General features: G+C 73.7%; 25 protein-coding genes, 1 tRNA gene and 2 pseudogenes. 8 read left to right on the plus strand and 20 right to left on the minus strand.

The window, feature by feature from the left end; translation table 11 throughout:
- Positions 1–99: 99 nt before the first annotated feature.
- Genes XF36_RS13910 through XF36_RS13935 form a run of 6 tightly spaced genes read left to right on the plus strand, consistent with a single transcriptional unit; the run spans position 100 to position 5168 of the window.
- Positions 100–909, plus strand: coding sequence for a hypothetical protein (locus XF36_RS13910; protein WP_168169515.1), 810 nt, complete (start codon positions 100–102; stop codon positions 907–909).
- Positions 902–1867: an FtsK/SpoIIIE domain-containing protein gene (locus XF36_RS13915; RefSeq protein ID WP_064485428.1), complete on the plus strand. Its 966-nt coding sequence runs from the start codon at positions 902–904 to the stop codon at positions 1865–1867. Before XF36_RS13910 ends, XF36_RS13915 begins: the two co-directional genes overlap by 8 nt.
- A complete protein-coding gene (locus tag XF36_RS13920; RefSeq protein ID WP_060710821.1) occupies positions 1864–2181 on the plus strand; it encodes a hypothetical protein in 318 nt (105 codons plus the stop codon). The genes XF36_RS13915 and XF36_RS13920 overlap by 4 nt, the downstream gene beginning before the upstream one ends.
- Positions 2181–3713, plus strand: a complete 1533-nt coding sequence (locus tag XF36_RS13925; RefSeq protein ID WP_060712320.1) for a replication initiator — start codon at positions 2181–2183, stop codon at positions 3711–3713. Before XF36_RS13920 ends, XF36_RS13925 begins: the two co-directional genes overlap by 1 nt.
- 28 nt (positions 3714–3741) lie before the next feature.
- Positions 3742–3957, plus strand: a complete 216-nt coding sequence (locus XF36_RS13930; protein WP_060714686.1) for a helix-turn-helix transcriptional regulator — start codon at positions 3742–3744, stop codon at positions 3955–3957.
- On the plus strand, positions 3957–5168 hold the full coding sequence (locus tag XF36_RS13935; protein WP_060712321.1) for a tyrosine-type recombinase/integrase: 1212 nt from the start codon (positions 3957–3959) through the stop codon (positions 5166–5168). Before XF36_RS13930 ends, XF36_RS13935 begins: the two co-directional genes overlap by 1 nt.
- 83 nt (positions 5169–5251) lie before the next feature.
- On the opposite strand, the gene XF36_RS13940 is transcribed toward XF36_RS13935, so the two are convergent.
- The 5 genes from XF36_RS13940 to XF36_RS35615 all read right to left on the minus strand — a co-directional run bounded on the left by XF36_RS13940 (position 5252) and on the right by XF36_RS35615 (position 7849).
- Positions 5252–5325, minus strand: a tRNA-Pro gene (locus tag XF36_RS13940).
- Between the two features lie 27 nt (positions 5326–5352).
- Positions 5353–6036, minus strand: a complete 684-nt coding sequence (locus tag XF36_RS13945) for a LuxR family transcriptional regulator (RefSeq protein ID WP_060712322.1) — start codon at positions 6034–6036, stop codon at positions 5353–5355.
- 68 nt (positions 6037–6104) lie between these two features.
- A complete protein-coding gene (locus XF36_RS13950) occupies positions 6105–6878 on the minus strand; it encodes a DUF5995 family protein (RefSeq protein ID WP_145981361.1) in 774 nt (257 codons plus the stop codon).
- 73 nt (positions 6879–6951) lie between these two features.
- On the minus strand, positions 6952–7473 hold the full coding sequence (locus tag XF36_RS35610) for an IS5 family transposase (RefSeq protein WP_414706231.1): 522 nt from the start codon (positions 7471–7473) through the stop codon (positions 6952–6954).
- Positions 7397–7849, minus strand: a complete 453-nt coding sequence (locus tag XF36_RS35615; protein WP_060710991.1) for an IS5 family transposase — start codon at positions 7847–7849, stop codon at positions 7397–7399. Before XF36_RS35615 ends, XF36_RS35610 begins: the two co-directional genes overlap by 77 nt.
- A gap of 104 nt (positions 7850–7953) precedes the next feature.
- Between XF36_RS35615 and XF36_RS13965 the strand changes: the two genes are divergently transcribed.
- Complete coding sequence (locus XF36_RS13965) at positions 7954–9177, plus strand: IS701 family transposase (RefSeq protein WP_082375830.1); 1224 nt, start codon at positions 7954–7956, stop codon at positions 9175–9177.
- Positions 9178–9302: 125 nt separating this feature from the next.
- Here the strand turns inward: XF36_RS13965 and XF36_RS35620 are convergent, their stop codons facing one another.
- The 15 genes and pseudogenes from XF36_RS35620 to XF36_RS14030 form a co-directional block, all read right to left on the minus strand.
- Complete coding sequence (locus XF36_RS35620; protein WP_414706245.1) at positions 9303–9821, minus strand: helix-turn-helix transcriptional regulator; 519 nt, start codon at positions 9819–9821, stop codon at positions 9303–9305.
- Between the two features lie 1954 nt (positions 9822–11775).
- Positions 11776–12243, minus strand: a pseudogene (locus tag XF36_RS35625) (ATP-binding protein); the annotation flags it as partial.
- A gap of 162 nt (positions 12244–12405) precedes the next feature.
- Complete coding sequence (locus XF36_RS32460; protein ID WP_082375410.1) at positions 12406–13032, minus strand: zinc-binding dehydrogenase; 627 nt, start codon at positions 13030–13032, stop codon at positions 12406–12408.
- Between the two features lie 71 nt (positions 13033–13103).
- Positions 13104–13379: pseudogene (locus tag XF36_RS34125) on the minus strand (alcohol dehydrogenase catalytic domain-containing protein); the annotation flags it as partial.
- Complete coding sequence (gene der / locus XF36_RS13980; RefSeq protein WP_060714687.1) at positions 13379–14791, minus strand: ribosome biogenesis GTPase Der; 1413 nt, start codon at positions 14789–14791, stop codon at positions 13379–13381. The gene der and the pseudogene XF36_RS34125, both read right to left, overlap by 1 nt.
- A gap of 83 nt (positions 14792–14874) precedes the next feature.
- Complete coding sequence (locus XF36_RS13985; RefSeq protein ID WP_060712326.1) at positions 14875–15570, minus strand: lysophospholipid acyltransferase family protein; 696 nt, start codon at positions 15568–15570, stop codon at positions 14875–14877.
- Complete coding sequence (gene cmk / locus XF36_RS13990; RefSeq protein ID WP_060714688.1) at positions 15567–16241, minus strand: (d)CMP kinase; 675 nt, start codon at positions 16239–16241, stop codon at positions 15567–15569. Before cmk ends, XF36_RS13985 begins: the two co-directional genes overlap by 4 nt.
- A 103-nt stretch (positions 16242–16344) precedes the next feature.
- Positions 16345–16707: a chorismate mutase gene (aroH, locus tag XF36_RS13995; RefSeq protein WP_060712327.1), complete on the minus strand. Its 363-nt coding sequence runs from the start codon at positions 16705–16707 to the stop codon at positions 16345–16347.
- Entirely contained in the window at positions 16707–17468 is a 762-nt protein-coding gene (locus XF36_RS14000; RefSeq protein ID WP_020622137.1) for a pseudouridine synthase, read from the minus strand. Before XF36_RS14000 ends, aroH begins: the two co-directional genes overlap by 1 nt.
- Positions 17469–17634: 166 nt before the next feature.
- Positions 17635–18378 carry an SMC-Scp complex subunit ScpB gene (gene scpB, locus XF36_RS14005; protein ID WP_238589332.1) on the minus strand — a complete coding sequence of 248 codons (744 nt, stop codon included), beginning with the start codon at positions 18376–18378 and terminating at the stop codon, positions 17635–17637.
- Between the two features lie 391 nt (positions 18379–18769).
- The gene (locus XF36_RS14010; RefSeq protein WP_414706246.1) at positions 18770–19759 is read right to left on the minus strand and encodes a segregation and condensation protein A; all 990 of its coding nucleotides are present in this window, start codon (positions 19757–19759) and stop codon (positions 18770–18772) included.
- Between the two features lie 2 nt (positions 19760–19761).
- The gene (locus XF36_RS14015; RefSeq protein ID WP_060712328.1) at positions 19762–20655 is read right to left on the minus strand and encodes a ParA family protein; all 894 of its coding nucleotides are present in this window, start codon (positions 20653–20655) and stop codon (positions 19762–19764) included.
- A gap of 189 nt (positions 20656–20844) precedes the next feature.
- The gene (locus tag XF36_RS14020; protein WP_060712329.1) at positions 20845–21516 is read right to left on the minus strand and encodes a DUF4097 family beta strand repeat-containing protein; all 672 of its coding nucleotides are present in this window, start codon (positions 21514–21516) and stop codon (positions 20845–20847) included.
- A gap of 75 nt (positions 21517–21591) precedes the next feature.
- Positions 21592–22515, minus strand: a complete 924-nt coding sequence (locus tag XF36_RS14025; RefSeq protein ID WP_082375412.1) for a site-specific tyrosine recombinase XerD — start codon at positions 22513–22515, stop codon at positions 21592–21594.
- Between the two features lie 3 nt (positions 22516–22518).
- Positions 22519–23511 (minus strand): LLM class F420-dependent oxidoreductase, encoded by a 993-nt coding sequence (locus XF36_RS14030; RefSeq protein ID WP_060712331.1) that lies wholly within the window; start codon positions 23509–23511, stop codon positions 22519–22521.
- 141 nt (positions 23512–23652) lie between these two features.
- Between XF36_RS14030 and XF36_RS14035 the strand changes: the two genes are divergently transcribed.
- A complete protein-coding gene (locus XF36_RS14035) occupies positions 23653–24990 on the plus strand; it encodes a purine-cytosine permease family protein (RefSeq protein WP_060712332.1) in 1338 nt (445 codons plus the stop codon).
- The last annotated feature ends 57 nt before the right edge of the window (positions 24991–25047 follow it).

Below are 25047 nucleotides of genomic sequence, written 5' to 3' on the forward strand. Positions count from 1 at the left end.
TCTGGTCGGTGGTGCGGGTCGGGGCTGTCTTCCCCGGAGTCCCGCCCCGCACCCCGGCGCCCGCCGTTCTAGCCCGTCTGCGCTCGGAAGGCCCCGATCATGGCTCGCGCCGCTGCTCCGTCCCGCTCGTTCGGCCTCGGGAAGTCCCGTGTGGACTCCTTCGAGATCATCTCCGCCCCACCCCGGAACCCCGCTGTCCGCGTCCTGGCGCTCATGCTGCGGCTGCGGGCCGAGCTGGCCGTCGTCGCAGTCCTGCTGACCGTATGGGTGTGGCTGGGCCCCGACCACGTCCGCGACGCCGCCGGCAGCTGGGTCGCTGCACCCGACACCGGCTGGGACACCACGACCCGCATCGCTGTGTTCGTCGCCGTCGCGCTGGTGCTGGCTGGGCTGCCCTTCACACGGCGCTACCTGTTCCACCGCGCTCAGGCCGTCCTGACCCGCCACCGGGTCCGCCAGACGCTCCTGGAATGCCGGGTCCTCAACTCCCGCTCCCGAGCCTGCCCCCTCACCGTGTGGGCCCGCCCGACCCGGGTCGGGGAAGCCGTGTGGGTGGTCCTGCGCGCCGGGATCTCCCCGACCGCGGTCGCCGAGCAGACCGAGGAACTGGCATCGGCGTGCTTCGCCCGCGAGGCCCGCGTCGTCCCGTGGCCGCGGTTCACCACAGTGGTGCGGGTCGAGATCATCCGCCGGGACCCGCTGGCGCCGAACCTGATCCGCTCGGACCTGTTCCGCTACGCCTCCGGCGACATCCACGACCCGGGCTGGCCCACCCACGACGGCCCCGACTCGCCGGTCCCGGCCCCGCGCCGTGAGCCATCCCGCCCGCCGCTGCCCGCGGCCCCACAGCCCGCGTTCGACGGCCCGTCCGACAACGGGCGCGGTGGGGACTGGTCGGACTATGTCTGAGCCGAGCAACCCGCCGACCCTGCCGCTGCCGCTGGCCGAGATCGAGGCGCCTGACCGCCTCGTCCGGCCGCTGCTGGTCCTGGCCCGCTGGACCGACGAGTTCACCGCCCGCCGCCGGGCCCGTCGCACCGACGCCGGGCCGTCGATCTGGGAGCCGATCCACCTCGGTACCGACGAGAACGGACGCCCGGTCCGAGTCCCGCTGATCTACCGCAACATGCTGCTGGCAGGGGAGCCCGGAGCGGGCAAGTCGGTGGGGCTGAACAACATCGTCGCCCACGCCGCCCTCGCCACGGACTGCCGCCTGTGGCTGTTCGACGGCAAGATCGTCGAACTCGGCCTGTGGCGGTCGTGCGCGGACCGGTTCGTCGCCAACAGCCTCGACGACGCCATCGCGGCTCTGCTGGATCTGCAGTCGGAGATGGATCAGCGCTACGCCGTCCTTGACGACGAGCGGCGCCGCAAGATCGCCCCCGCCGACGAAGTCCCGCCGATCGTGGTCGTCCTCGACGAGCTGGCCTACTTCTCCGCCACCGTCGGGACCAAGCGCGAGCAGGAAGCCTTCTCCGTGCTCGTGCGTGACCTGGTGGCCCGAGGGCGTGCGGCCGGGATCATCGTCGTGGCGGCGACGCAGCGGCCCAGCTCGGACATCATCCCCACCTCGTTGCGGGACCTGTTCGGGTATCGGTGGGCCTTCCGCTGCACTACCGACGCCAGCTCGGACATCGTGCTCGGTCACGGCTGGGCTTCCCGCGGCCACTCCGCGGCGAGCGTGGCTCCGGAGACCAAGGGCATCGGGTTCCTGCTCGCCGAGGGCGGTGTCCCGCGCCGGATCAAGGCTGCGCATCTGTCCGACGAGCAGGTCTACGCCCTGGCCGACCGTGCCGCGCTGCGACGGCTCGCCGCCGGGATCGCCCACGGCCAGGACCTCGACGACACCACCGGTGGTGCCGCATGACCGCCCGCCTGAGGACGGCCGAGCTGGTCTACGCCGGGCTGCGTCGGTGCGCGGCTGCTCGCCGTCAGGCCAGCGCCCGCTACGAGCGCGGAGCCGTCACCGCCGCTGAGTGGGCCGACGCTCTCGCCGCGTTGCACGCCCGCGACGCCCGCTGGTGGTCTGTGCTCGCCCGCAGCGCTGTCGCCGACCACACGATCCCACTCGTCTACATCGCGGCCGTGTCCGACGCCGAGGCCGGCGCCCTGCGCTCCGCCGCCGACTGGGCCCGGACCGCCCGCGAGTACACCGGCACCGCTGTGGCTCGGGTGGCGTGATGAGCACCGGCCACGGCTCGGCGACCGTCGACAGCCTCGCGGCCCGACGTCTGTCCCGCCTGGCCGGAACCACCCCCGCCGCCGACCTGGTCGCTGCCGCAGGTCGCCGGGAGGACTTCGCTGGGTGGCTGCTCCACGTCACCCCTGCCGCCGGATGTGCCCACCCGATCCGCCTGTCCGGGACGGTGTTCCGGGTCGAGGAAGCCACCGGCCGCATCACCGGCGAGCGCCACACCGCGGAGATGCCCGACGGGCTGATCTACACCGCCTGCGGCAACCGCCGCGCGAGCGTCTGCCCCTCGTGCGCCGAGACCTACCGCGCCGACACCTTCCAGCTCGTCACCGCCGGACTGGTCGGCGGCAAAGGCACCCCGGCCAGCGTCGCCGCGCACCCGTGCGTGTTCCTGACCGTCACCGCGCCCTCGTTCGGCCCGGTCCACGCCCACCGCACCGATCGGAAAGGCCGGCCTCTTCCGTGCCGCCCCCGCCGCGACGAGACGAGCTGCGAGCACGGGACCGAGCACGCCTGCTGGGAACGCCACACCGCCGACGACCCGCGCGTGGGCCGGCCGCTGTGCCTGGACTGCTACGACCACCCGCACCAGGCGGTGTGGAACCTGCACGTCGGCGAACTCTGGCGCCGCACGATGATCGCCGCCACCCGCAACCTGCGCCAGCTCGAGAAGCTCACCGACGCCAAGCTCCGGCTGAGCTACACGAAGGTCGCGGAGTTCCAGGCCCGCGGCGCCGTGCACCTGCACGCCCTGGTCCGGCTCGACGGACGCGACCCCGACCTGGCCCTGTCGCACCTGATTCTGTCGCCGCCGCCCGGGATCTCTGCCGCGCAGGTCGCGCTGCTGCTGCGGTCCGCGGTCACCGAGACCTCGTTCACCACGGCCCCGCACCCCTACCGGCCGCAGGGCTGGCCGATCGCGTGGGGTGAGCAGGTCGACCCCCGCCCAGTCCAGCTCGCCGCCCGCGACCTCGACGACGCCGCGGAGATCACCACGACCGCCGTCGCCGCCTACCTCGCCAAGTACGCCACCAAGGCCACCGAGACCGCCGGGCACCTCTCGACCCGGCTGCGGCCGGACACCGTGCGCTCCTACACCGACCACACCACCCACACCGGCCGCCAGATCGACGCCTGCTGGCGCCTCGGACAACGCCCCGTCGGCTGGGACCCCGACGACTGGTCGACGTCCTGGGGACGGCTGTGGCGGTGGGCCCACATGCTCGGCTTCGCCGGACACTTCTCCACCCGCTCCCGCCGCTACTCGACCACGCTCACGGCGTTGCGGCAGGCGCGTCGGGACTGGCAACGCGACCACGCCAACCCCCGCCCCGCCGCCGACGACGTCGAACGCCTCGACGAGGCCGAGGACACCACCGAGGTCGTCATCTCCGCGCTGCACTTCGCCGGAGTCGGCTGGCACACCACCGCCGACGCCCTGCTCGCCAACACCGCCGCCGCACAGGCCAGAGCCAGGAGGCGTGCCGCGCGCGAGGAACTGACCAGCACGACAGCCTGACCAAGCCCCGCAACCGGAGGTGATGACCATGACTGCTGATCTACTGCTCGGACGCTGGTACTCCACGGAGGAACTGGCTGAGCTGCTGAACGTCGACCCGTCGTCCGTGCGTCGTTGGCGGACCGCGCGGCCGCCCCAGGGTCCGCCGTTCGTCCGGGTCTCGTCGCGGGTGACCATGTACTCGGCCGCTGACGTCGAGACCTGGTTGCGGAGCCGCCGCATCGATCCCGGGAGGGCCGCGTGATGGCCTCCCCGGGCCAGGGGCTCCCCCTGGGCGTGACGATCCGCGGGGACGTCGAGCACCGGCCGGACCGCCCGCAGCCGTATCGGGCGCGCGTCCGGTGGATGGACCCGGCCACGCGGCAGCGGCGATCCAAGTCGGAGGCGTTCGACACCGCCGCCGCGGCCCAGAGCTGGATCGAGCAGGTCCAGCGGCTCGCCACGTCCGGGGTCGACCCGCTCACCGCTACCCGCACGCTCGCCGACTACGGCGACACCGTCATGCCGATTGCCCTGCGCGGGCTGGAGGCCAAGACCCACGACCCGTACCTCGCGGGCTGGAAGTACCGGGTGGTGCCGACGCTCGGCCACCTGTCGGTGCGCATGGTCACGAACGGTGCCGTCGACCGCGCGGTACAGCAGTGGATCGCCGACGAGTGCAGCCGTTCCACGGTGAAGAACAGCCTCGCCGTCCTGGTGCGTGTGCTCGAACAAGCCGTCCGGGACGGGATCGTCGACCGCAACCCCGCTCGGGTCACCGGTTGGCAGTACGCGTTCCGCCAGGCGGAGGACGAGCTCGACAACCCCCGTGCGCTGGCGCTGCCGAACTGGGAGGCGCTGAGCGCCCTGGCCGACGCGCTGGTCGCCCGATCGTCCGGGCACTTCCGCGGCTGGGGTGACGTCACGATCTTCGCTGCGTGCACCGCGGCCCGGATCGGTGAGGTGTCCGGAGTACGGGTCGCCGACATCGACACCGGCCGGTGGCTCTGGACGGTCCGCCGGCAGACCACCCCCTCCCCCGGCGGCCTCGTCGACAAGGGCACCAAGGGCAAGCGAGCGCGGTTCGTCCCGCTGATCGCGGAGGTACGCGACCTGGTCCAGCACCGGATCGACGACGTCGAGGGCCGGCCCGACGCCCGGCTGTTCACCGGGCCCCGCGGTGGCCGGATCACCACCGCGGTGTTCCGGGACGCCACCCACTGGGACGAGGTCGTCGCGTCCCTCGGGTTCGAGCACCTGCGCCGCCACGGACTCCGCCACACCGGCCTGACGTGGATGGCCGACGCTGGTGTCCCGGTGCACGTGCTCCGCAAGATCGCCGGGCACGGGTCGTTGACCACGACGCAGCGCTACCTGCACCCGGATCAGGCCGCAGTGTCGGCCGCCGGGGACTCGCTAACGGCCTTCCTACGAGCCCCGCGGTCCCCACATGGTCCCCAGGAGGCTGTGGGATGACCATCACGGTGATCGACACCCGGACAGGGAAACAGCCCGCCGACCTGGTGGTTTCCCAGATCAACGGGCTGTTGTTCGACCTGTCGGGACGACAGGATTTGAACCTGCGACCCCTTGACCCCCAGTCAAGTGCGCTACCAAGCTGCGCCACGTCCCGGCCACCCCTCGCGGGGCGTGTGGAACTTTACCGCATCCACGGCAGGACCCCACCAGGGGTGTCGTCCGTGGCGTCGACGCTGCGCACGAGCGCGACCGCCTCCAGCTGCGAGCCGACGTCGAGCTTCGCGAGCACGGCCCTGACCTGCGTGCGGACCGTCGGGAGCGACACGACGAAGTGCTCGGCGATGGCGTGCGCCCGCATGCCGGCGGCGAGCAGTTCGAGGACCTCCCGCTCGCGGCGGGTCAGAGTCGCGATGCGTCCGCGGATGGCCCGCTGGCGGCGGTCCCACTCGACGTAGCGCTGCACGAGCTCGTCGCGGTGGGTGGCGTGCAGCAGCGAACGGCCGGCGCGGGCCTCGCGGATCGCGACGACCAGCGCCGGCATCGAGGCCGTCTTCGACACCCAGGTGAAGCCGCCGTGGTGCAGGGCGGCGCCGATCCGGATGGGGTTGGAGCTCCCCGAGAGCACGAGGACCCGCCAGCCCTGGGCACGCAGCCCCGGGACGAGCGGGACGGTGTCGATCCGGCGGCCGTCGGCGTCGCGCCCGAGGTCCAGGTCGAGGACCAGCAACCCGGGCTCGATCCCCGCGACGGCGCGGTGCACGTCGACGTGGGAGTGCGCGGGCCGGAACGACGCCGGTTCTCCCTCCGCGCGCAGCGCCACCGCCAGCGACGACCCGACGAGCTCGTGGTCGTCGATGATCAGCACGCTGTCGAGCGGCGGGGCCGACGCCGACCGAGGGTGTGACACCCGCCCGCCCCCCACTCGGGCGGGTGTCACGTCAGGGCTCCCAGCGTGAGCAGGCCACGCCCCAGGAGCGCGGTCCGGCGGTCGAGCGCCGCGACCTCGTTCTCGTACTCCATCGGCCGGGAGCGGAGCTCCCACAGCTCGAGCGCCTGCCGCCAGGCGACGTCGCGGGCCAGTACCACCGGCACGTCGGCGACGCAGCCCAGCAGCTGCTCGGTCAGCGAAATCTCACCGGGGGCCGTCTGGTCGAAGCCGTCGAGCAGGCGGACCATGTGCAGGGAGAACACGTCGTTCACGGCCCGGTAGTCGGCCCGCTCGGCCGGGCCGGGGGCGCTGCGCCCGAGGACGGTGCAGATCCGCACGACCGCGGGCGCCAGGTCGAAGTTGACGTGCGCGTTCACCCCGACGACCGCGTACTCCACCGGGGAGATCCGCTCGTGCCGACGGCGCTCCAGCAGCACCCCCCAGGACCGTGGTGGGGTCCCGCCGGTCGCCTCGGCGTGCAGCGCCCGGAAGTAGCGGCGGGCGAACTCCACGTCGAGCCGGACCAGGAAGTCCCGGTCGGCGAACAGGTCGTCGTCGAGCTGGTCGCGGATCCCGCGGGTGATGCGCAGGTACAGCCGGTTGAACGAGGCGACGCCGTCGCCGGGGCCGTACTCGCACTCGATGATCTCCTGGAGGCGTTCCTGGTGCGCGATGACGCCGTCGATCGTCTCGGGTGGGGTGGCGAGGAGTTCCGCGACGCGCGCCCGGCCCGCCGCGGCCGCGCCCTCGTCGGAGGGCGTGTCGATGGTGGCCGTCATCGGTTCCTCCGCGTCGCTCGGTCCGGTGATCACCTTGGTCGAGCGGACGTGGCGACGGTATAGGGCGAATGACCTAGGGTGTGTCTCCCAATGCGCGGAGCCAGGTGACGATTGCCTTCAGGACGGCGCCGCCGCGGAAGGTCAGGGCGAGCTTGTCGTAACGGGTGGCCAGCCCGCGCCACTGCTTGACGTGGCAGAATCCGCGCTCGACGACGTTGCGGTTTCGGTAGTCGACCGGATCGAATGCGGGCGGTCGGCCGCCGCGTGAGCCGCGTCGTTTGCGGTGTCCCTGCTGGTCAGAGGGCTCCGGAATGACAGCGATGATCCGGCGCTCGCGCAGGTGCCGGCGGATCGCGCGTGAGGAGTAGGCCTTGTCCGCGCGCACGCGTTCGGGCCGGGTCCGGGGTCGTCCCGGGCCCGGTCGGGCGATGCTCAGGTGCGCCATCAGGTGCGGAAACATTGGCGAGTCGCCGCCCTGGCCGGGGCCGAGGAGGACCACCAGCGGGCGGCCGTGCCCGTCAACGAGCTGGTGGATCTTCGTCGACAGCCCTCCGCGGGACCGTCCCAGCGCGTGATCTGCTGGTTCGGCGAGCAGATTCGTGTAGTTCGATCCGGCCCCCTGTGTCGCGCTTGAGGGTCGCGGCGTGCTGGTGGGCACGGATGATCGTGGAGTCCACGCTGACCGCCCACCCGAGCACCTCGGCGGCGTCGGCCTCGACCAGAAGAGCAGCCAGGATGTGGTCCCAGGTGCCGTCGCCGCTGTAGCGGCGGTGCCGCTTCCACAACGTCTGCCACGGCCCGAACTCGGCTGGGACGTCGCGCCAGGGAAGCCCGCACCGATACCGGTAGATGATCCCCTCGAGCACCCGGCGGTCATCGCGGAACGGGCGCCCGCGACGACCCTCGGAGGAGGGCAACAGCGGCGCCAGACGGGCCCACTGGGCATCAGTCAGGACAGCGGTGCGCGGCACCGATCAAGCATCGCGCACCCCGGTCCGCCTATTTGGGAGACACACCCTAGTACTCCAGCCGCACTTCGTGATGTGGGTCTGCGCTAGGCTTTGATCTTGTGCAGGTGGAGGAGGACCTAGAGGCGTGGGCCGGCGGCCTGGACGGGTTGTTCGGGCTGGTGGCGGGGCGGTTCTTCCGGACGGAGCCGCGGCGTCGGGCGCGGGCGTATGTGCGTGGATTGTTGGCGCCGTTGGCCGGGAAGAACGGGTGGACGCTGGCCGAGGTCGCCGGTGACACGACGCCGGACGGGATGCAGCGGCTGCTCAACTCGGCGGCTTGGGACGCCGACGGGATGCGCGATGACCTGCGGGACTACGTCACAGAACACCTCGGCGAGCCCGGCGGGGTGCTGATCGTCGACGAGACCGGGTTCCTGAAGAAGGGGGCCAAGTCGGCCGGGGTGCAGCGCCAGTACTCCGGCACTGCGGGCCGGGTGGAGAACTGCCAGCTCGGGGTGTTCTGCGCCTATGCCAGCGGCAGGGGCCGCACGTTGATCGATCGTGAGCTTTACCTGCCCAGGTCGTGGACCGGTGATCGGGAACGTTGCCGGGCTGCGGCGGTGCCCGACGAGGTCGAGTTCGCCACCAAGACCGTGCTGGCCAAGCAGATGCTCGGCCGGGCCCTCGACGCTGGTGTCCCGGCGTCGTGGGTGGCTGCGGACGAGGCCTACGGTCAGGACTACAAGTTCCGCTCCTGGTGCGAGAAGCGCCGGATCGGCTACGTCGTCGCCGTGCCCCGCAGTCAGTCGATCCCGCTCTCGCTCGAGGCTGACATCGCCGGGCTGGCCGGGTCACGACGCGCCGACGACCTGGTCGCTCGCGCGCCGGAGCAGGCGTGGAAGCGCCGCTCGGCGGGGGACGGGGCGAAGGGTGAGCGGCTCTACGACTGGGCCGTGGCCAGCCTGTCTCCGCCACCGGAGGCGCCCGCCGGGTGGGGGCGCTGGCTGCTGGTGCGCCGTCAGATCCTCACCGACACCCAGATCGCCGCCGGTGACGAGCCGGAGTTGGCCTACTACCTGTGCGCAGGCCCGCCCGGCACCAGTGACGACGACCTCATCCGGGTCGCCGGCGCCCGGTGGGCGATCGAGGAGTGCTTCCAGACCGCGAAGAACGAGGTCGGGCTCGACCAGTACCAGGTGCGGCGTTACGACGCCTGGTACCGCCACATCACCCTGGCCATGCTCGCCCACGCCTACCTCTCGGTCACCGCGGCGATCGCCCCAAAAGACCTGGCAGCGGGCTCATCCCGCTCACCCTCGCCGAGATCCGACGTCTCCTGGCATCTCTGATCCACATCCCCGCCCGCACCGTGGGCTGGGCCTGGTCGACCTGGCGTCGCCGTCACCAACACCGAGCCCGCGAAAGCCACTACCGACGACGAAGACAGCCCAGCTAACGAAGTGCGGCTGGAGTACTAGATGTCGGCGCGGTGCTCACGCAGGACGGCCGCGGCGCTGGTGCGGTTGGTGACGTCGAGCTTGGCGAAGACCGAGGCGAGGTGGGCACCGACCGTCTTCGGCGTGATGAACAGCCGGGCCGCGATCTGCTTGTTGGTGGCGCCGTCGGCGAGAACCTCCAGCACCTCCCGTTCCCGATCGGTGAGCCGGGCCAGCGGGCCGTCCACGGCGGCCGGGGCATGACCGACCGCGCCGACCGCGGCGAGTGTGGGCACCTCGATCCGGGCCCGGTGGGCGACCTCGGCGATCTCGGTCAGCAGCGGACCGGCCCGCAGTCCCGCGGCGAGCTCGGCGGCACGGCGCAGATCCGCGGCGCCGTCCTCGGTGCGTCGGCCCGACAGCAGCGCCTCGGCGCTGCGCAGCCGGGCGTAGGAACCCGGGTAGGGCTGGCCGAGGCCGTCGAGCAGGTCGGCGACACCCCGCCAGATGTCCGGGTCGGCGCCCGGGGTGGTCCGGGCGTCCTCGGCGGAGCACATGGCCTCGTAGCTCGCGATCACCCCACGTAGCGCCGGGGCGGAGCGCTCCCCGCGCTCGACGAGGTCGCGGCGGTGGCGCCGCAGCCGCCGGAGCCCGCTGGCGTCGGGGGGGGCGTCCGGCGAGGACGGCCTGGGCGTGCGCGCGGGCGCCGTGCCAGAGCAGCGGCGCCACCGCGAAGACGTCGTCGATGCCGGACTCGACGACGTCGAGCCCCTTCCCGACGTGGGCGAACGCCAGCTCCGGGTTGCCCCGCCACATCTCCAGCCCGGCGCGCAGGATCAGCAGCGGCAGCCGCTGCTTGGGCAGGCCCGTCGACCCGGCGACGAGCTCGGCCGCGGTGAGGTCGACGTCGGCGCCGTCGAGGTCGCCACGACCCATCCGGAGCCGGGCGCGGGCGAGACGCAGCTCCAGCATCTGCGCACCGGACGGGGCGGCCGCCCACGCCGTCGCCACCTCCCGCTCGGCCTCGTCCCAGGCTCCGGCGCGGAACAGCCCGTTCGCCGCCACCACCCGCAGCGACACCGACGCGGTCCGCCCCAGCCCCAGCCCGGCCATCCGTTCGGCGCCCGCCCGGGCCGCGGCGACGCCGTCGTCGAGGGCGTTGAGCGGGCCGGTCAGCAGCTCCGCGCGCCGGGCCAGGCATTCCCCCAGCGTCTCCGGGTCGCCGCCGGCCTCGGCGACGGCGACCGCCTCGGTCAGCGCGTCGAGCCCGGCGGTGCCGTCGCGGGAGTGCGCGGCACCGAACCCGAGCGTCGCCAGCACCGACGCCAGTGCCCGCGGCTCCCCCACCCGGCGCGCCGCGACCAGCGCCTCCTCGGCGACGGTGCGGGCACCGGCGTAGTCGGCCCGGTCGAGGAGCGCGGCCGCGTACCCGGCGAGGACCTCGGCGCGGGCGGCGACGGCGGTGTCGTCCGGGTCGTCGTCGGCGGGCAGGGTGGCGACGGCGCGCCGGTGGGCCCCCTCGGCCTCGGTCAGCTGACCCGCCGCACCGAGGTAGCGGCCGAGCCGGGACCGCAGCACCGCCTGCCCGGTGCCGCTGGGCGCGTCGGGTTCGCCGAGCCGTTCGGCCAGCAGCGCCACGGCCGAGCCGTGGTCGCCCGCCAGGGCCGCGGCGGCCGCCGCCCGTTCCAGGTAGCGGCTGCGGTCGCGGACGGCGGCGGGGACCGGCAACGTGGCCGCGCGCAGCCAGTGCCGGTGCGCCTCGGCGTAGCCGCGCAGCCGTTCCGCCTCCTGCGCGGCGTCGAGGGTCGCCTCCAGCGCCTCGTCCGGGCGCCCGGCGAGCTGCCAGTGGTGCGCGAGACGGGCCGCCGACCCGGGGACGCAGTGGCCGCCGTGCAGCGCGGTGGCGTAGCGGCCGTGCAGCTCGACCCGCTCGGCGGGGAGCAGGTCCGCGGAGACGACCTCGGTCATCAGACCGTGCCGCAGCGTGTAGCCGTCGGCACCGGCGACGACGACGAACCCGGCGTCGGCAGCCTCCCGCACGGCGGCGGCCAGCTCCGCCCCGTCGACGTCGACGACGGCGGCCAGCAACGCGTGCTCGACCTCCCCGACCCCGGCCGCGACGGCCCGCACGACCGTCATCGCCGCCGCCGACAGCCCGGCGGCGCCGGCCCGCACCAGCTCGCGGACGGTCTGCGGCACGCCGTGCGGGTCCCCGTCGAGCACGGCGCGGACGGTCTCGCGGGCCAGGAACACGTTCCCACCGGAGTGCCGCCACACCAGGTCCTCGACGTCGTGCCGCTCGGGTGCCCACCGCGCGACCAGCTCGGCCAGCTCGTGCCGGGGCAGCGGCTCCACCCGGGCGAAACGCACCCCACGGTGCCGGCGCAGCTCCCCGGTGAGCCCGAGGAGGTCGACCGGGACACCGCCCGCCGGGTCGTCGCGGTAGGTGCCGACCAGCAGCACCGGCGACGACGACAGCGCCGCCAGCAGGTAGGCGAACAGGTCGCGGGTGGAGCGGTCGGCGCGGTGCAGGTCGTCGACGACGAGCACCACCGGCGCCCGGCGGGCCGCCCGCTCGACGACGGCGGCCAGCTCTCCCAGCATCTCGACCCGCCCGGCCGGACCATCGGCGCGGTCCAGCCGGGACAGTGCGGCGGCACACTCCCGGCCCAGCGCGCCGCGGCTGCGGGACTGCTCGCGCAGGGCGGACACGACCGGCCAGAACGGCGGGGCGTCGGCGATGTCCAGCGCGCGGCCGGACAGCACGACCGCGCCACCGCTCGTCGCGGTCCGGCCGAACTCCGACACCAGCCGGGTCTTGCCCACCCCGGCGTCGCCGCCGAGGAGCACGGCCGAGGCGCCGACGGCGACGGCGTCGCGCAGCGCCTCGGCGAGCAGGTGCAGCTCCGCGACCCGGCTGTGGAAGACCTCGGCCGGTGTCTCCCTCACGTCCGGCCACGATAGTGACCGTGTCGTCACCGTTCCAGGGGGCCCGTGGTGACGGTGCGCCGAGCGAGCAGGATCGAGGGCTCGCAGGCAGCACCCGGCCGCCGGAGACGGCCGTCACTCCGGCACCGTCACCTCTGCGCCGTCACTCGACACCGTCACATCGGGGCGGCGCCGGTGGGGGCGGGCGTGGCGTCACGAGCCGGACATCTCGATCACGACCTTGCCGACGGCACTGCCGGACCGCAGGTGCGCGACGACGTCCGGGGCGTCGTCGAGAGCCACGACGCGGTCGACGGTGGCACGCACCCGCCCGTCACCGACGAGGCCGAGGACCGGCGTCAGGGCGGCGGCGACGGCGGCACGCTCGTCGGTGCCACGGACGCTGAAGGTGGTGCCGATCAGGCGCAGCCTGCGGAAGGACAGGGTGTTCAGGTCCAGCGTCGCCGACGGCCCGGCGAGCCGGCCGATCTGCACGATCGTCCCGCCGATCCGCACGGCGGACAGGGCGGCCGCCAGGTGGTCGCCGCCGACGAGGTCCAGCACGACGTCGACGGGCCCGTCGAGATCACCCAGCGCATCGATCCCGACGAGCGGGATCGCCCCCGCGTCGACGAGCGCGGAGCGCTTGGCGGGCGAGGTCGTCGTCGCGAGGACCGGCGACGCCCCCAGCGCAGCGGCCAGCCGGATCGCGACCTGCCCGACCCCGGTGCTGCCCCGAGCACCAGGACGGCGCCGCCGTCGGCGACGAACCCGGCCTGGGTGACCAGCGCGTCGTGCGCGGTCTCCAGCGCGACCGGCAGCGCGGCGGCCTCGGTCCAGGTCAGCCCGGACGGGACGGGGAGGGCGCGGCGGGCGTCGACGACGGCGTACTCGGCGAACGCGGCCGGGGCGGACGCGAACACCCGGTCCCCCGGCCCGCGGCCCGGGGCGCCGGTGACGCCCGGACCGGCGGCGACGACCTCACCCGCGAGCTCCATGCCTGCGGTGAAGGAGCCGTCGTCGTCGGCGTGCGGGACGGGGTAGCCACCGCCCAGCGCGAGCAGGTCGGCCCGGTTCACCCCGGCCGCCCGGACCCGCACGAGCAGCTCCCCCGGACCGGGGACCGGGGTGTCGATCCGGCCGAGCTCCCAGGTCCGCGCGCCGGGACGGCCGCGCAGGGCCCGCATCACTTCTTCCGGGCGCGCTTCTCGCGGACCCGGACCGAGACGCGGATCGGCGTGCCGCCGAACCCGAACTCCTCGCGCAGCCGCCGCTCGATGAAGCGCCGGTAGCCCGCCTCGAGGAACCCGCTGGTGAACAGCACGAACGTCGGCGGACGGGTCTGCGCCTGCGTCGCGAACATGATCTTCGGCTGCTTGCCGCCGCGGACCGGCGGCGGGGTCGCGGCGACGAGGTCGTTGAGCCACTGGTTGAGCCGCCCGGTCGGCACCCGGGTGTCCCAGGACGCCAGCGCGCGGTTCAGCGCGGGCGCGATCCGCTGGGTCGACCGGCCGGTCAGCGCGGACACGTTGACCCGCTCCGCCCAGCGCACGCTGATCAGGTCGCGCTCCAGCTCGCGGGTGAGCTGGTGGCGGCGCTCCTCGTCGACCTTGTCCCACTTGTTGAACAGGATGACCAGGGCGCGCCCGGACTCCACCACCATCGTCAGGACTCGCTGGTCCTGCTCGGCGATCGGCTCGGAGGCGTCGATCAGCACCAGGGCGACCTCGGCCGACTCGATCGCGGAGCTCGTCCGCAGCGAGGCGTAGTACTCCATGCCCGAGGCCATCTTGACCCGCTTGCGTAGGCCGGCGGTGTCGACGAAGCGGAACACCTGGCCGTCGAGCTCGACCAGGGAGTCGACCGGGTCGACGGTGGTGCCCGCGACGTCGTGGACGACCGACCGCTCCTCGCCCGCCAGCTTGTTCAGCAGGCTGGACTTGCCGACGTTCGGCTTGCCGACCAGCGCCACCCGGCGCGGACCGCCCCCGGACGCGCCGAAGTCGTCGCGCGGGGTCTCGGGGAGGATCTCCAGGACCGCGTCGAGGAGGTCACCGGAGCCGCGGCCGTGCAGGCCCGACACCGGGTGCGGCTCGCCGAGCCCGAGCCGCCACAGGTCGGCGGTGTCGGAGGTGAGCCGGTCGTCGTCGACCTTGGTGGCGCACAGCATCACCGGGACGTCGGCGCGCCGCAGGACGCGCGCCACGGCCTGGTCGGTCGCGGTCGCACCGACCGTGGCGTCGACGACGAGCAGTACCGCGTCGGCGATCCGCATCGCGGTCTCGGCCTGGCGGGCGACGAAGCCCTGCAGGCCGTCGGCGTCGGGCTCCCAGCCCCCGGTGTCCATCAGCTTGAACCGGCGGCCGTTCCACAGCGCGTCGTAGACGACGCGGTCACGGGTCACCCCCGGCACGTCCTGCACGACCGCCTCGCGACGGCCCAGCATCCGGTTGACCAGGGTGGACTTGCCGACGTTCGGACGGCCGACGACGGCCAGGGTGGGGGTCGCCAGGACCTCGTCGGGGTCGATCCCGGCGGTGACCACACCGTCGGAGTCGACCGCGACGAACTCGGCCGGGTCCAGCCCGAGCCGGTCCATCTCGGCCCGGTCGGCCGCGTCACCGATCCCGACGCCGGCGTCGTGCGCCGCGCCGAGGCTCGTTCCGCGTTCGCTGTTCTCGCTCACTGCTCTCTCACGTCCCCGGCCGCGTCCGGCCGTGTCACTTGCCTGTGTTCGTTGTCCAGTTCGCGGACCAGTGTCCGCAGGGCCTCCGTGACCTGGGCGGTCGCGGCGGCCAGGCCGTCCCGTCCCGGCGCCGTCGGCGCCGGCAGCGGGTCACCGACCAGCACGTCCACCCGGGGGCGGAAGCGGCGGGCCGCGCCCGCCGGGCGGTGCGTGCCGCGCACCGCCACCGGGAGCAGCGGCGCCGAAGCCGAACGGGCCAGCCAGGCCGCGCCCTGCCGGGCCCTGCCGATCTCGCCGCCGAGCTCGCCGGTGCCGCGGGTCCCCTCCGGGAAGACGGCCACCATGCCGCCGTCGCGCAGGACCTCCAGCAGGGTCGTCAGTGGCCTCCGGTCGACGACGTCACGCCGCACCGGCACCTGCCCCAGCCACCGCAGCGACGTCCCCACGATCCCGGCGAACATCTCCGCCTTCACCAGGAACACCACGCGGCGCCCGAACATGCCGAACAGCAGCGGTCCGTCGACGAACGCGGTGTGGTTCGCGACGAGCACCACCGGACCGGTCGCCGGGATCCGCTCCCGGTGCCGGATCCGCACCCGGAAGAACGGCACCCACACCCACGTGCCGATCCAGCGGCCGAGGTCGTGCAGCCACCCGAGAGCGTGCTCCGGCAGCGCACGCGCCCGGCTCACCCGTCCAGCCCCCGCGCGGCGACGAGCTCGCGCAGCTTCGCCAGCACCGCGTCCGCCGACAGGTGGTCGGTGTCGAGCACCAGTGCGTCCGCCGCCGCGTAGAGCGGGGACACCCGCCGCGACGAGTCGAGCCGGTCCCGGCGTTCGACGTCGGCGAGGGTGACGTGCAGGTCGGCCTTGCGGCCCGCCTTCTCGTCCTGCCGCCCGCGCCGCGCCGCGCGGACCTCCGGCGACGCCGTCAGGTAGACCTTGAGCGGCGCGTCCGGCACCACCACGGTACCGATGTCGCGGCCCTCGACGACCATCCCGCCCCCGCTCTCGACGGCCGCGCGGATCAGGGCGTGCTGACGGGCGACCATCTCGGCGCGGACCTGCGGCACCGCCGAGACGGCCGAGACGAACCCGGTCACCTCCGGGCCGCGGATCGGGACGGAGACGTCCTCGCCGTCCAGGGTGATCGTCGGCCCGTCCGGGTCGGTGCCCGACTCCAGGCGGGCCCCGACGGCGGCGCGGGCGATCTCGTCCTCCGCCGCGCCCTCCCGCAGCCCGGCGCGCAGCGCGGCCAGGGTCGCGGCGCGGTACATCGCCCCGGTGTCCAGATAGGCCGCAGAGCAGGCCTGCGCCAGCCGCCGGGAGACGGTCGACTTGCCCGTCCCGGACGGACCGTCCATCGCGACGACGCCCCGCAAGGCCACCTTGTTCCCCCACCGTGTTCGAGTGTGCTGCGTCCGGCATTGTCGCCGGTCGGCCCCCGCCACGACGGGGCGGGGTGTCCTACTGCGGTAGATCGGTGCGCAGCGCCCGGGCCCCGTGCAGGTAGACGTGACGCATCGCCGAGTGCGGCTTCGGGGTGTCGACGTGGGCGAGCAGCCGCAGCACCCGCGGCAGCGCGCCGGGCACCGACATCTCGGTGGCGCACATCAGCGGCACGTCGGTGAGCCCGAGCAGCCGTGCCGCGTACGCCGGGAACTCGGCGGTGAGGTCCGGCGTGGCGGTGAACCAGATCGAGATGATGTCGTCGGAAACCAGCTCGTTGCGCTCCAGCACCGCGGTGACCAGCTCGGCGGACCGGTCGAGGATCTGCTGCCGGTCGTCGGCGTCGACCTGGGTCGCGCCCCGCAGGGCCCGCACGGCCATCAGAGACCGACCGCCTTGTACAGGGAACCCACCTCGACACGGTCGAGGGGGCGGAGCTTGCCGGGCCGCTGGTTGCCCAGCGCGACCGTGCCGACGTGAGTCCGCACCAGCCGGAGCACCGGGTGACCGACCTCGGCGAGCATCCGCCGCACGATGTGCTTGCGGCCCTCGTGCAGGACCAGCTGCACGGTGGCGCGGCCGGGGACGGCGTCGACGAGCTTGAACGCGTCGACGCGGGCGATGCCGTCCTCCAGCTCGATGCCGTCGCGCAGCCGTCGCCCGAGGTCCCTGGCGATCTTGCCCTCGATCTCGGCGAGGTAGGTCTTGGGCACCTCGTAGGACGGGTGCATCAGCCGGTGGCCGAGCTCGCCGTCGTTGGTGAGCAGCAGCAGGCCTTCGGTCTCGGCGTCGAGCCGGCCGACGTGGAACAGCCGCTGCGCGGTGTTCATGATCTCGACGCGGTCGGCGAGCAGGTCACCGATGCACGGCCGGCCCAGGTCGTCGGACATCGTGGAGTGCAGCCCGTACGGCTTGTTCAGCGCCAGGTAGACCTGGTCGTCACGCAGGGTGACCCGGGCGCCGTCGACGTGGACGACCGCGGTCTCCGGGTCGATCCGGCGGCCCTGCTCGCGGACGGTCTCGCCGTCGACCTGCACGCGTCCCTGCGCGATGAGGTCCTCCGCCGCGCGCCGGGAGGCGACGCCCGCGCGGGCCAGCACCTTCTGGAGCCGGACGCCGTCGGGGTCGTGTGTGTTGCTCATGATGACTTGTTGCCTCGTCCAGGAATGTCAGGGCCGGAATCGGTGGGGCCGGGTGGTCGTCGGCAGGGCGCCGGACCGGCCGGGTACCGACGGTACCCGGCGTGCTCGGCTGCGGCGCCGACAGGCGGCGCGCGCCGGGTCCGGTGTCGACGTTCCCGGGCCGGGGTCAGCTGTCCAGGTCGTCGATCGCGTCGATGTCGGGGAGCAGCGGTGCCAGCGGGGGCAGCTCGGCCACCGAGGATATCCCGAGCCGTTCGAGGAACAGCTCGGTGGTCCGGAACAGCGTCCCCCCGGTGTGCTCCTCGGTGCCCGCCTCTTCCACCAGCCCCCGGGTGAGGAGCGTGCGGAGCACGCCGTCGCAGTTGACGCCCCGGACCGCGGAGACCCGGGCACGGGTGACCGGCTGGCGGTACGCGACGACGGCGAGGGTCTCCAGCGCGGCCCGGGTCAGCCGGGCGCGCTGGCCGTCCATCAGCATCTTCTCGACGTAGGGGGCGTAGCGGTCGCGGGTGTAGAACCGCCACCCCTCCCCCGCCCGTCGCAGGTCGATGCCGCGCCGGTCGGCGGTGTAGGCCAGCGACATCCGATGCAGCGTCTGCCGGATCCGCGACGGCGTCTGGTGCAGCGCCGTGGCCAGGGACGCCTCGTCGACGGGGGCGTCGACGACGAGCAGCAGGGCCTCCAGGGCGTGCTCGAGCTCGGTGTCGTCGGCGAGCTCGTGGAACTCGGGGTCCTCGGGTTCCGGCTCGTCCTGGGTTCCGGGTTCCTCCGCTCGGGAGTCCTCGGTTCCGTGGGCCTTCAGGCCGTCTGTCCCCTCCGGCCCTGCCGCGTCGTCCGGCCATGCTGCGTTCTCCGGCCCTGCTGCGTCGTCCGGCCGGGCGTCGTTCCCCGGTCCGGCCACGTTGCTCAGCCCGGCGTCGAGCGTTACGAATCCGTCGTCGCGAGCACCGGTCCGCGACGCTCGATGGTCTGCCGACGTGTCGGGGGTGGCGGTGGAGGGCTCGGGCTTCTCCGAGGTGTGTGGCTCGGTGCCGGCTGGGTCGGCCGCCCCATGCCCGGCATCCGCCGACGGATCCACGTCGTCAGCGGTCCCCGCGGTGCGGGCGAACTCGGCGCCGGCGGTCGCGCCGTCGTCGGCCGCGGCGGGCGGGCCCTCGGCCTCCGGGGCGGCTCGCCCCTCCGCGCCCGGAGCCACCTGCGGCGACGCACTGGCGTGCGGGCTGCGCGGCACCGTGCGGCCGATCAGGCGCAGCAGCTCGGACGGGTCCTCCGGGTCGTCGGAGCCCGGCCGGTCGTCCGGCTCAGTCACCGATGGTTCCGGTCCTCTCGTCGTCGGGTTCGGGGTGGGGCACGTCCGAGGCGGCGTCAGGGTCGGCCGGGTCCGCGTCCGGCTCGGCGCGGTTCTTCTTCCTACGGCGCCGGTCGCGGGCCCGCACCGCCTCCTCGGCGGCGGCGGCCTCGTCCTCCAGCGCGGCGGCGTAGGCGACCGGGTCGTCGTCGCGGTCCGCGGTCCAGGTGACCGTCAGGTCGGCGAACGCCTCCGGCTGCTCCAGGGCGACCGAGCGCTCCCGGTACAGCTCCAGCAGCGCCATGAACCGGGCGATGACCTCCAGCGTCGCGACGCAGTCGGCGGTCAGGTCGGCGAAGGTGGCCGTGCCGACGAGCGCGAGGCGTTCACGCAGGATCGCCGCGTGCTCGGGCACCGACACGTGCACCGCGTGCAGGTGGTCGACGCCGACCTCGTCCGGCGGGCGGGGCCGGAACACCGCGGCGGCGAGCTCGGCGAAGGCCTGCGCGTCGACGCCGAGCAGCACCTCGGGCAGCAGGTCGGCGTAGCGGTCCTCGATCGCGACCGAGCGCGGGAAGCGGCGCATCGCGCCGTTCTCCAGCTCGACGAACAGCGCCGCGGCCTCCTTGTAGGCGCGGTACTGCAGCAGCCGGGCGAACAGCAGGTCACGGGCCTCGAGCAGGGCGAGGTCGTCCTCGTCGTCGACCTCGGCGCCGGGCACGAGCCGCGCGGCCTTGAGGTCGAGCAGGGTCGCCGCGACGACCAGGAACTCGGTGATCTCGTCGAGGTCGGCGTCGTCGCCGAGGTCGGTGAGATGGGCGATGAAGTCGTCGGTGACCTTGTGCAGCGCCATCTCGGTGAGGTCGAGCTCGTGCTTGCCGATCAGCTGCAGCAGCAGGTCGAACGGGCCCTCGAAGTTGTACAGCCGGACGGTGAAGCGCCGGGTCCGCGGCGCCGCCACGTCCCCGTCGTCGAGCCCCTCGGGGGCGCCGTCGGCGAGCAGCGTCACCGGGCGATGACCTCGCGCGCGAGCATCCGGTAGGCCTCCGCGGCGTACGACGTGGGCGCCCACGTCGTGATCGGCTCCCCGGCGACCGTGGTCTCCGGGAACTTGATCGTCCGGTTGATGACGGCGTCGAACACCTTCTCCCCGAACGCCTCCACCACGCGGTCGTGGACCTCCCGGGTGTGCAGCGTGCGGGTGTCGAACATCGTCGGGAGCACGCCGAGCAGGCGCAGGTCCGGGTTGAGCCGCTCGGTCACCTTGTCGATGGTGTCCATCAACAGCGCGACGCCGCGCAGCGAGAAGAACTCGCAGGCCAGCGGGATGAGGACCTCGTCGGCGCAGGCGAGCGCGTTGATCGTGAGCAGGCCCAGCGACGGCTGGCAGTCGATGAGGACGATGTCGTAGTCGGGCAGGAACCGCTTGAGGGCGCGGCCGAGGGCCTGCTCCCGGCCGACCTCGGTGACGAGCTGGACCTCGGCCGCCGACAGGTCGATGTTCGACGGCAGCAGGTCGAGGTTCTCCACGCCGGTGTCCTGGAGCACCTCGTCGGCCTCGACGCCGCGTTCCATCAGCAGGTTGTAGACGGTGGACTCGAGCTGGTGGGGCTGCACGCCGAGGCCCACCGACAGCGCGCCCTGCGGGTCGAAGTCGACGAGCAGGACCTTGCGGCCGTACTCGGCGAGCGCGGCCCCGAGGTTGATGGTCGACGTCGTCTTCCCGACGCCGCCCTTCTGGTTCGCCACCGCGATCACGCGGGCCGGCCCGTGCACCGACAGCGGTGCGGGCTCGGGAGCGCGCTCGCTGGTGGTCTGGGTGCCTCGCCCGTGATCCGGCGCCGGCTCGTCGCTCGGGTCGTCGAACCTGCCCTGGGCCTCCGGCCGCGTCGGGTTCATGCGGTCTCCGGTCTCGTCGCGGGTACCGTGCCGGGTCTCGGGTCCCGGTCAGGGCCTGAGACCGCACTGCAGGAGATGCCCCCACGTGCGGCGACGTCCCTGTCGGGCCACGTCGCGGTATGGATTTCCGGTCACCCTACCCGCGGGCGGGCGCCGTCCGGCCGACGGTGCGCCCCGGCGTGTCGCGCCTCAGCCCGCGGGCAGGACCGACACGCCTCCCGCGCTGCTCTTCGCGGTGATCCGGTGGTCGGCACCGGGCTGGTCGGGGACACCGACCTCGGTCGACCCGGCGGAGGTCTCGGCGGACACCTCATAGGCCGGACCGACCGGGACCCGGACCTCGACGCCGCCGGCGCTGGACTCCGCGGTCACGTCCGCGGCCGCCGCGGCGAAGGTCAGCTCGACCGAGCCGGCGCTGGACTTCGCCCGCACGTCGCCCGGTCCGACGCCGGTGGCTTCGACCCCGCCCGCCGACGAGGTCAGGTCCAGCGCCCCGGTCAGCCCCCGGACCTCGATGCCGCCAGCGCGCAGGTCGACCAGCGCCGACGACGCGGCAGGCGCGGTCACCACGAGCCCCGCCTGGCAGCGGTCGCCGACCTGGTCCGGGCAGCGGGCGGTGATGCGCAGGACGCCGCCATCGACCTTCTGCTCGACCTGCGGCCGGGCGCCGCCGGTCCACCGCAGGTCCTGCTCGACCGCAGCCTTCTCCCCCGCGACGAGGCGCACGTCCCCGGCGTCGGAGTCGACCTCGACGCGGGTGACCGGTCCGTCGACGGGCTCGTTCACCGTCTGCTGCTGCTCCGGCCCGGCGGCGACACCACCGCACCCGGCCAGGAGGAGTCCCGCCACGACCGCCGTCACCCACGCTCCGTACCGCATGGGCCCGGAACGTAGTCGTTCGTCCTCCCCCGCGGCCCGCCGCCCCGGGGTCCGTGGTCACCCCCGGGCGCGGGGGTGCGCGGTGGCGTAGACCTCGCGCAGCGTGTCGACGGTGACGTGGGTGTAGATCTGCGTCGTCGCGACGCTCGCGTGCCCGAGCAGCTCCTGCACCACCCGCACGTCGGCGCCTCCGGAGAGCAGATGGGTGGCGAAGCAGTGCCGCAGCGTGTGCGGGGAGACGGTGGCGACGACGTCGCCGGGCAGCCCGGACGCCTCGGCGGCGGCCCGCAGGACATGCCAGGCGCTCTGGCGCGACAGCCGGTTGCCGCGGGCGTTGAGCAGCAGCACCGGGCTGCCCGTGCCCCGTGCCGCGAGGGCGGGGCGGGCGCGGACCCGGTAGGCGTCGACGGCGGCGAGCGCGGGGCGCCCGACCGGCACGATCCGCTGTTTGTTCCCCTTGCCGTGCAGCAGGATCGTCCGCGCGTCCGGGTCCAGGTCGTCGAGGTCGGCGCCGACGACCTCGGAGATCCGGGCGCCGGTGGAGTACAGCAGCTCCAGCAGGGCGCGGTCGCGCAGTCCGACCGGGCCGTCGGAGACGCAGCCGGCGAGCAGCTGGTCGACCTGGTCGACCGACAGCGCGGACGGCAGCCGCGAGCCCAGGGCGGGCGGCGTCACCCCGGCCGCGACGTCGGTCGGGGTCAGCCCCTCGTGCAGCGCGAACCGGTGCAGCCCGCGGACCGCGGCCAGCGCCCGCGCCGCCGACGACGCGGCCAGCGGACGCTCCCCCGTGCGCAGGGCCGCGACGAACGCGGCGACGTCGGCCTCGGCCACCTGGGTCAGCTCCGTGCGTCCCAGGTGGTCGAGGTGGTCGAGGTAGCGCCCCAGGTCGAGCCGGTAGGAGCGCAGGGTGTTCTGCGCCCGACCCCGTTCGACGGCCAGGTGGTCGAGGTAGTCCTCGGCCACCCGTCGTGCGGTCGGCACCGGTCAGTCCCGCAGGGCCGGGACGACCTCGAGCTCGAACAGCTCGATGCCCGACCGGTCGTAGGCGGCCTCGGGGAAGTAGAAGATGCCGTAGCTCATGCCGACGGCCGCCAGCGCGGAGAGCTTCTCCACGATCTGCTCCGGGGTCCCGACGCCCGGCATCCCGCGGAACGCACCCAGCGCGCCCTGGGCCTTCTCCGCGCCGACGACCGGCTCCAGCCGGGCGACGAGTCGGGCGAGCCGCTCCTCCACCTCGGCCTCGGTGTGCCCGATCGCGACGTTGTAGTTGGCCGAGCGGACGATGGCGTCGTAGTCGGTGCCGACGTCGCGGCAGTGGTCGGCGAGCAGCGCCGACTTGTGCCGGAAGCCGTCGAAGGTGCCGTCGAAGTTGGTGTACTGCGCGTACTGCGCGGCGATCCTCAGGGTGACCTTCTCGCCGCCGCCGGCGATCCAGAGCGGGATGCCGCCGTCCTGGAGCGGCCGGGGCGCGACGATGGCGTCGTCGACGGTGTAGTGCGTGCCGTTGAGGGTGGCCCGGCCCTCGCGCCAGGCCTGGGTGAAGATCTGCACTCCCTCCTCGAGCATGCCGAGCCGCTCACCGGGTCGCGGGAAGCCGTAGCCGTAGGCGCGCCACTCGTGCTCGTACCATCCGGCGCCGATGCCCATCTCGACGCGGCCCTTCGAGATGACGTCGGTGGTGGCGGCGACCTTCGCCAGGTAGGCGGGGTTGCGGTAGGCCATGCAGGTGCACATCTGGCCGAGCCGCACCCGCTCGGTCGTCGCGGCGAAGGCGGCCATCAGGCTCCACGCCTCGTGGCAGGCCTCGTCGGTGGGCGCGGGGACGGTGTGGAAGTGGTCGTAGACCCAGACCGACTCCCAGACGTCGCCGCGGTCGGCGTGCTCGGCGAGGCCGCGCATCACGTCCCACTGCGCGGTGGGGTCGATGCCGACGAGGTCGAGGCGCCAGCCCTGGGGCACGAAGAGTCCGAAACGCATGCACCGAGCCTAGGACGCCCGCCGCTCCGCGGCCGGGAAGGGCGATCTGCACAGTCGGTGACTCCGGACCGGGCACATCGCCCCGTGACCCGGCCCTGACCTGCACCTACCGTTCTCCCGACCAGCCGAGAGGAGACCGAGATGAGCGGTGGGGTCGGTACGGACGACTACGCCCTGAGCACGGTTCCGGAGCACGCCCGGTACTCGTGGTGGAGCGTGGCGGTACAGCGGTTCGGGCAGGTGTCGGCCCTGAGCCAGTTCCTGCTCGGCTCGACACTCGGGTTCGGGATGGGGTTCTGGGACGCCTTCCTCGCCTTCACCCTCGGCGCGGTGATCCTGGAGCTGGTCTCGATCGGCGTCGGGATCATCGGCTGCAAGGAGGGCCTGAACACCTCACTGCTGGCCCGCTGGACCGGCTTCGGTCACGGCGGCAGCGCACTGATCGGTGTCGCGATCGGGGTGAGCCTCGTCGGCTGGTTCGGCGTCCAGTCCGGGGTCTCGGCCGAGGGACTGGTCTCGCTGGTCGGCGTGCTGCCGGTCTGGGCGTGGTCGCTGGTGTTCGGCCTGGTCGTCACCATGATCGTGCTGTGGGGCTTCGGCTCGATGCAGTGGGTCGCCTACGTGACGGTGCCGGCCTTCCTGGTGCTGGTCGGCTGGTCGATCGGCAGCGCCCTGCTCGGCCAGGACGTCGGCGCGCTCATGGTGAGCCCGCCGCCGGGGCCGTCGATCTCGCTGGTCGAGGGCACGACGCTGGTCGCGGGCGGCTTCATCGTCGGGGCGATCATCACCCCGGACATGACCCGGTTCAACCGGACCTCCGCCGACGTGGTCAAGCAGACCGTCGTCGGGTTCACCCTCGGCGAGTACGTGATCGGCATGTCCGGTGTGCTGCTCGCACACGCCATCCGGTCCGACGACATCATCACCATCGTCACGTCGTCGGTCGGCTGGGTCGGCACGCTGATCATCATCCTCGGCACCCTCAAGATCAACGACTGGAACCTCTACTCGGCCGGGCTGGGCGTGGTGAACTTCGCCGGCAGCGTCCTGGGGCGCACCGTCAGCCGCCCGATGGTCACCCTCGCGCTCGGCGTCGTCGGCTCGCTGCTGGCCGCGGGCGGCATCCTCGACCTGTTCACCGGGTTCCTGTCGGTGCTGGGCGTGGTGTTCCCGCCGATCGCCGGGATCATGGTCGCCGAGTACTTCGTGGTGAAGCGCTGGCGCGGTGACCTGGAGGCCGCGCGGACCACCGGTGCGCTGCCCGCCACCTCACCGACCTGGGTGCCGGCGACACTGGTGATCTGGGCCGCGTCGGCCCTGCTCGGCGGTCTCGTCGACGCCGGGCTGCCCAGCGTGAACTCGATCGTGGCGGCCTTCGTGCTCTACGTCGTCGCCGGGCGGCTCGGGCTGCTCCGCGGGATCGGCGTCAGCCGCACCGAACGGCCGGACGTGGTCCCGGCCCCCGCCGTCACGTCCTGACCCGCACTCCGCGCCGCCCGTCCGCGATCCCGCGGGAGGGCGGCGGGCACCACCGAA

Origin of the sequence: Pseudonocardia sp. HH130629-09 (genome assembly GCF_001294645.1) — a bacterium.
Taxonomy (GTDB): Bacteria; Actinomycetota; Actinomycetes; order Mycobacteriales; family Pseudonocardiaceae; genus Pseudonocardia.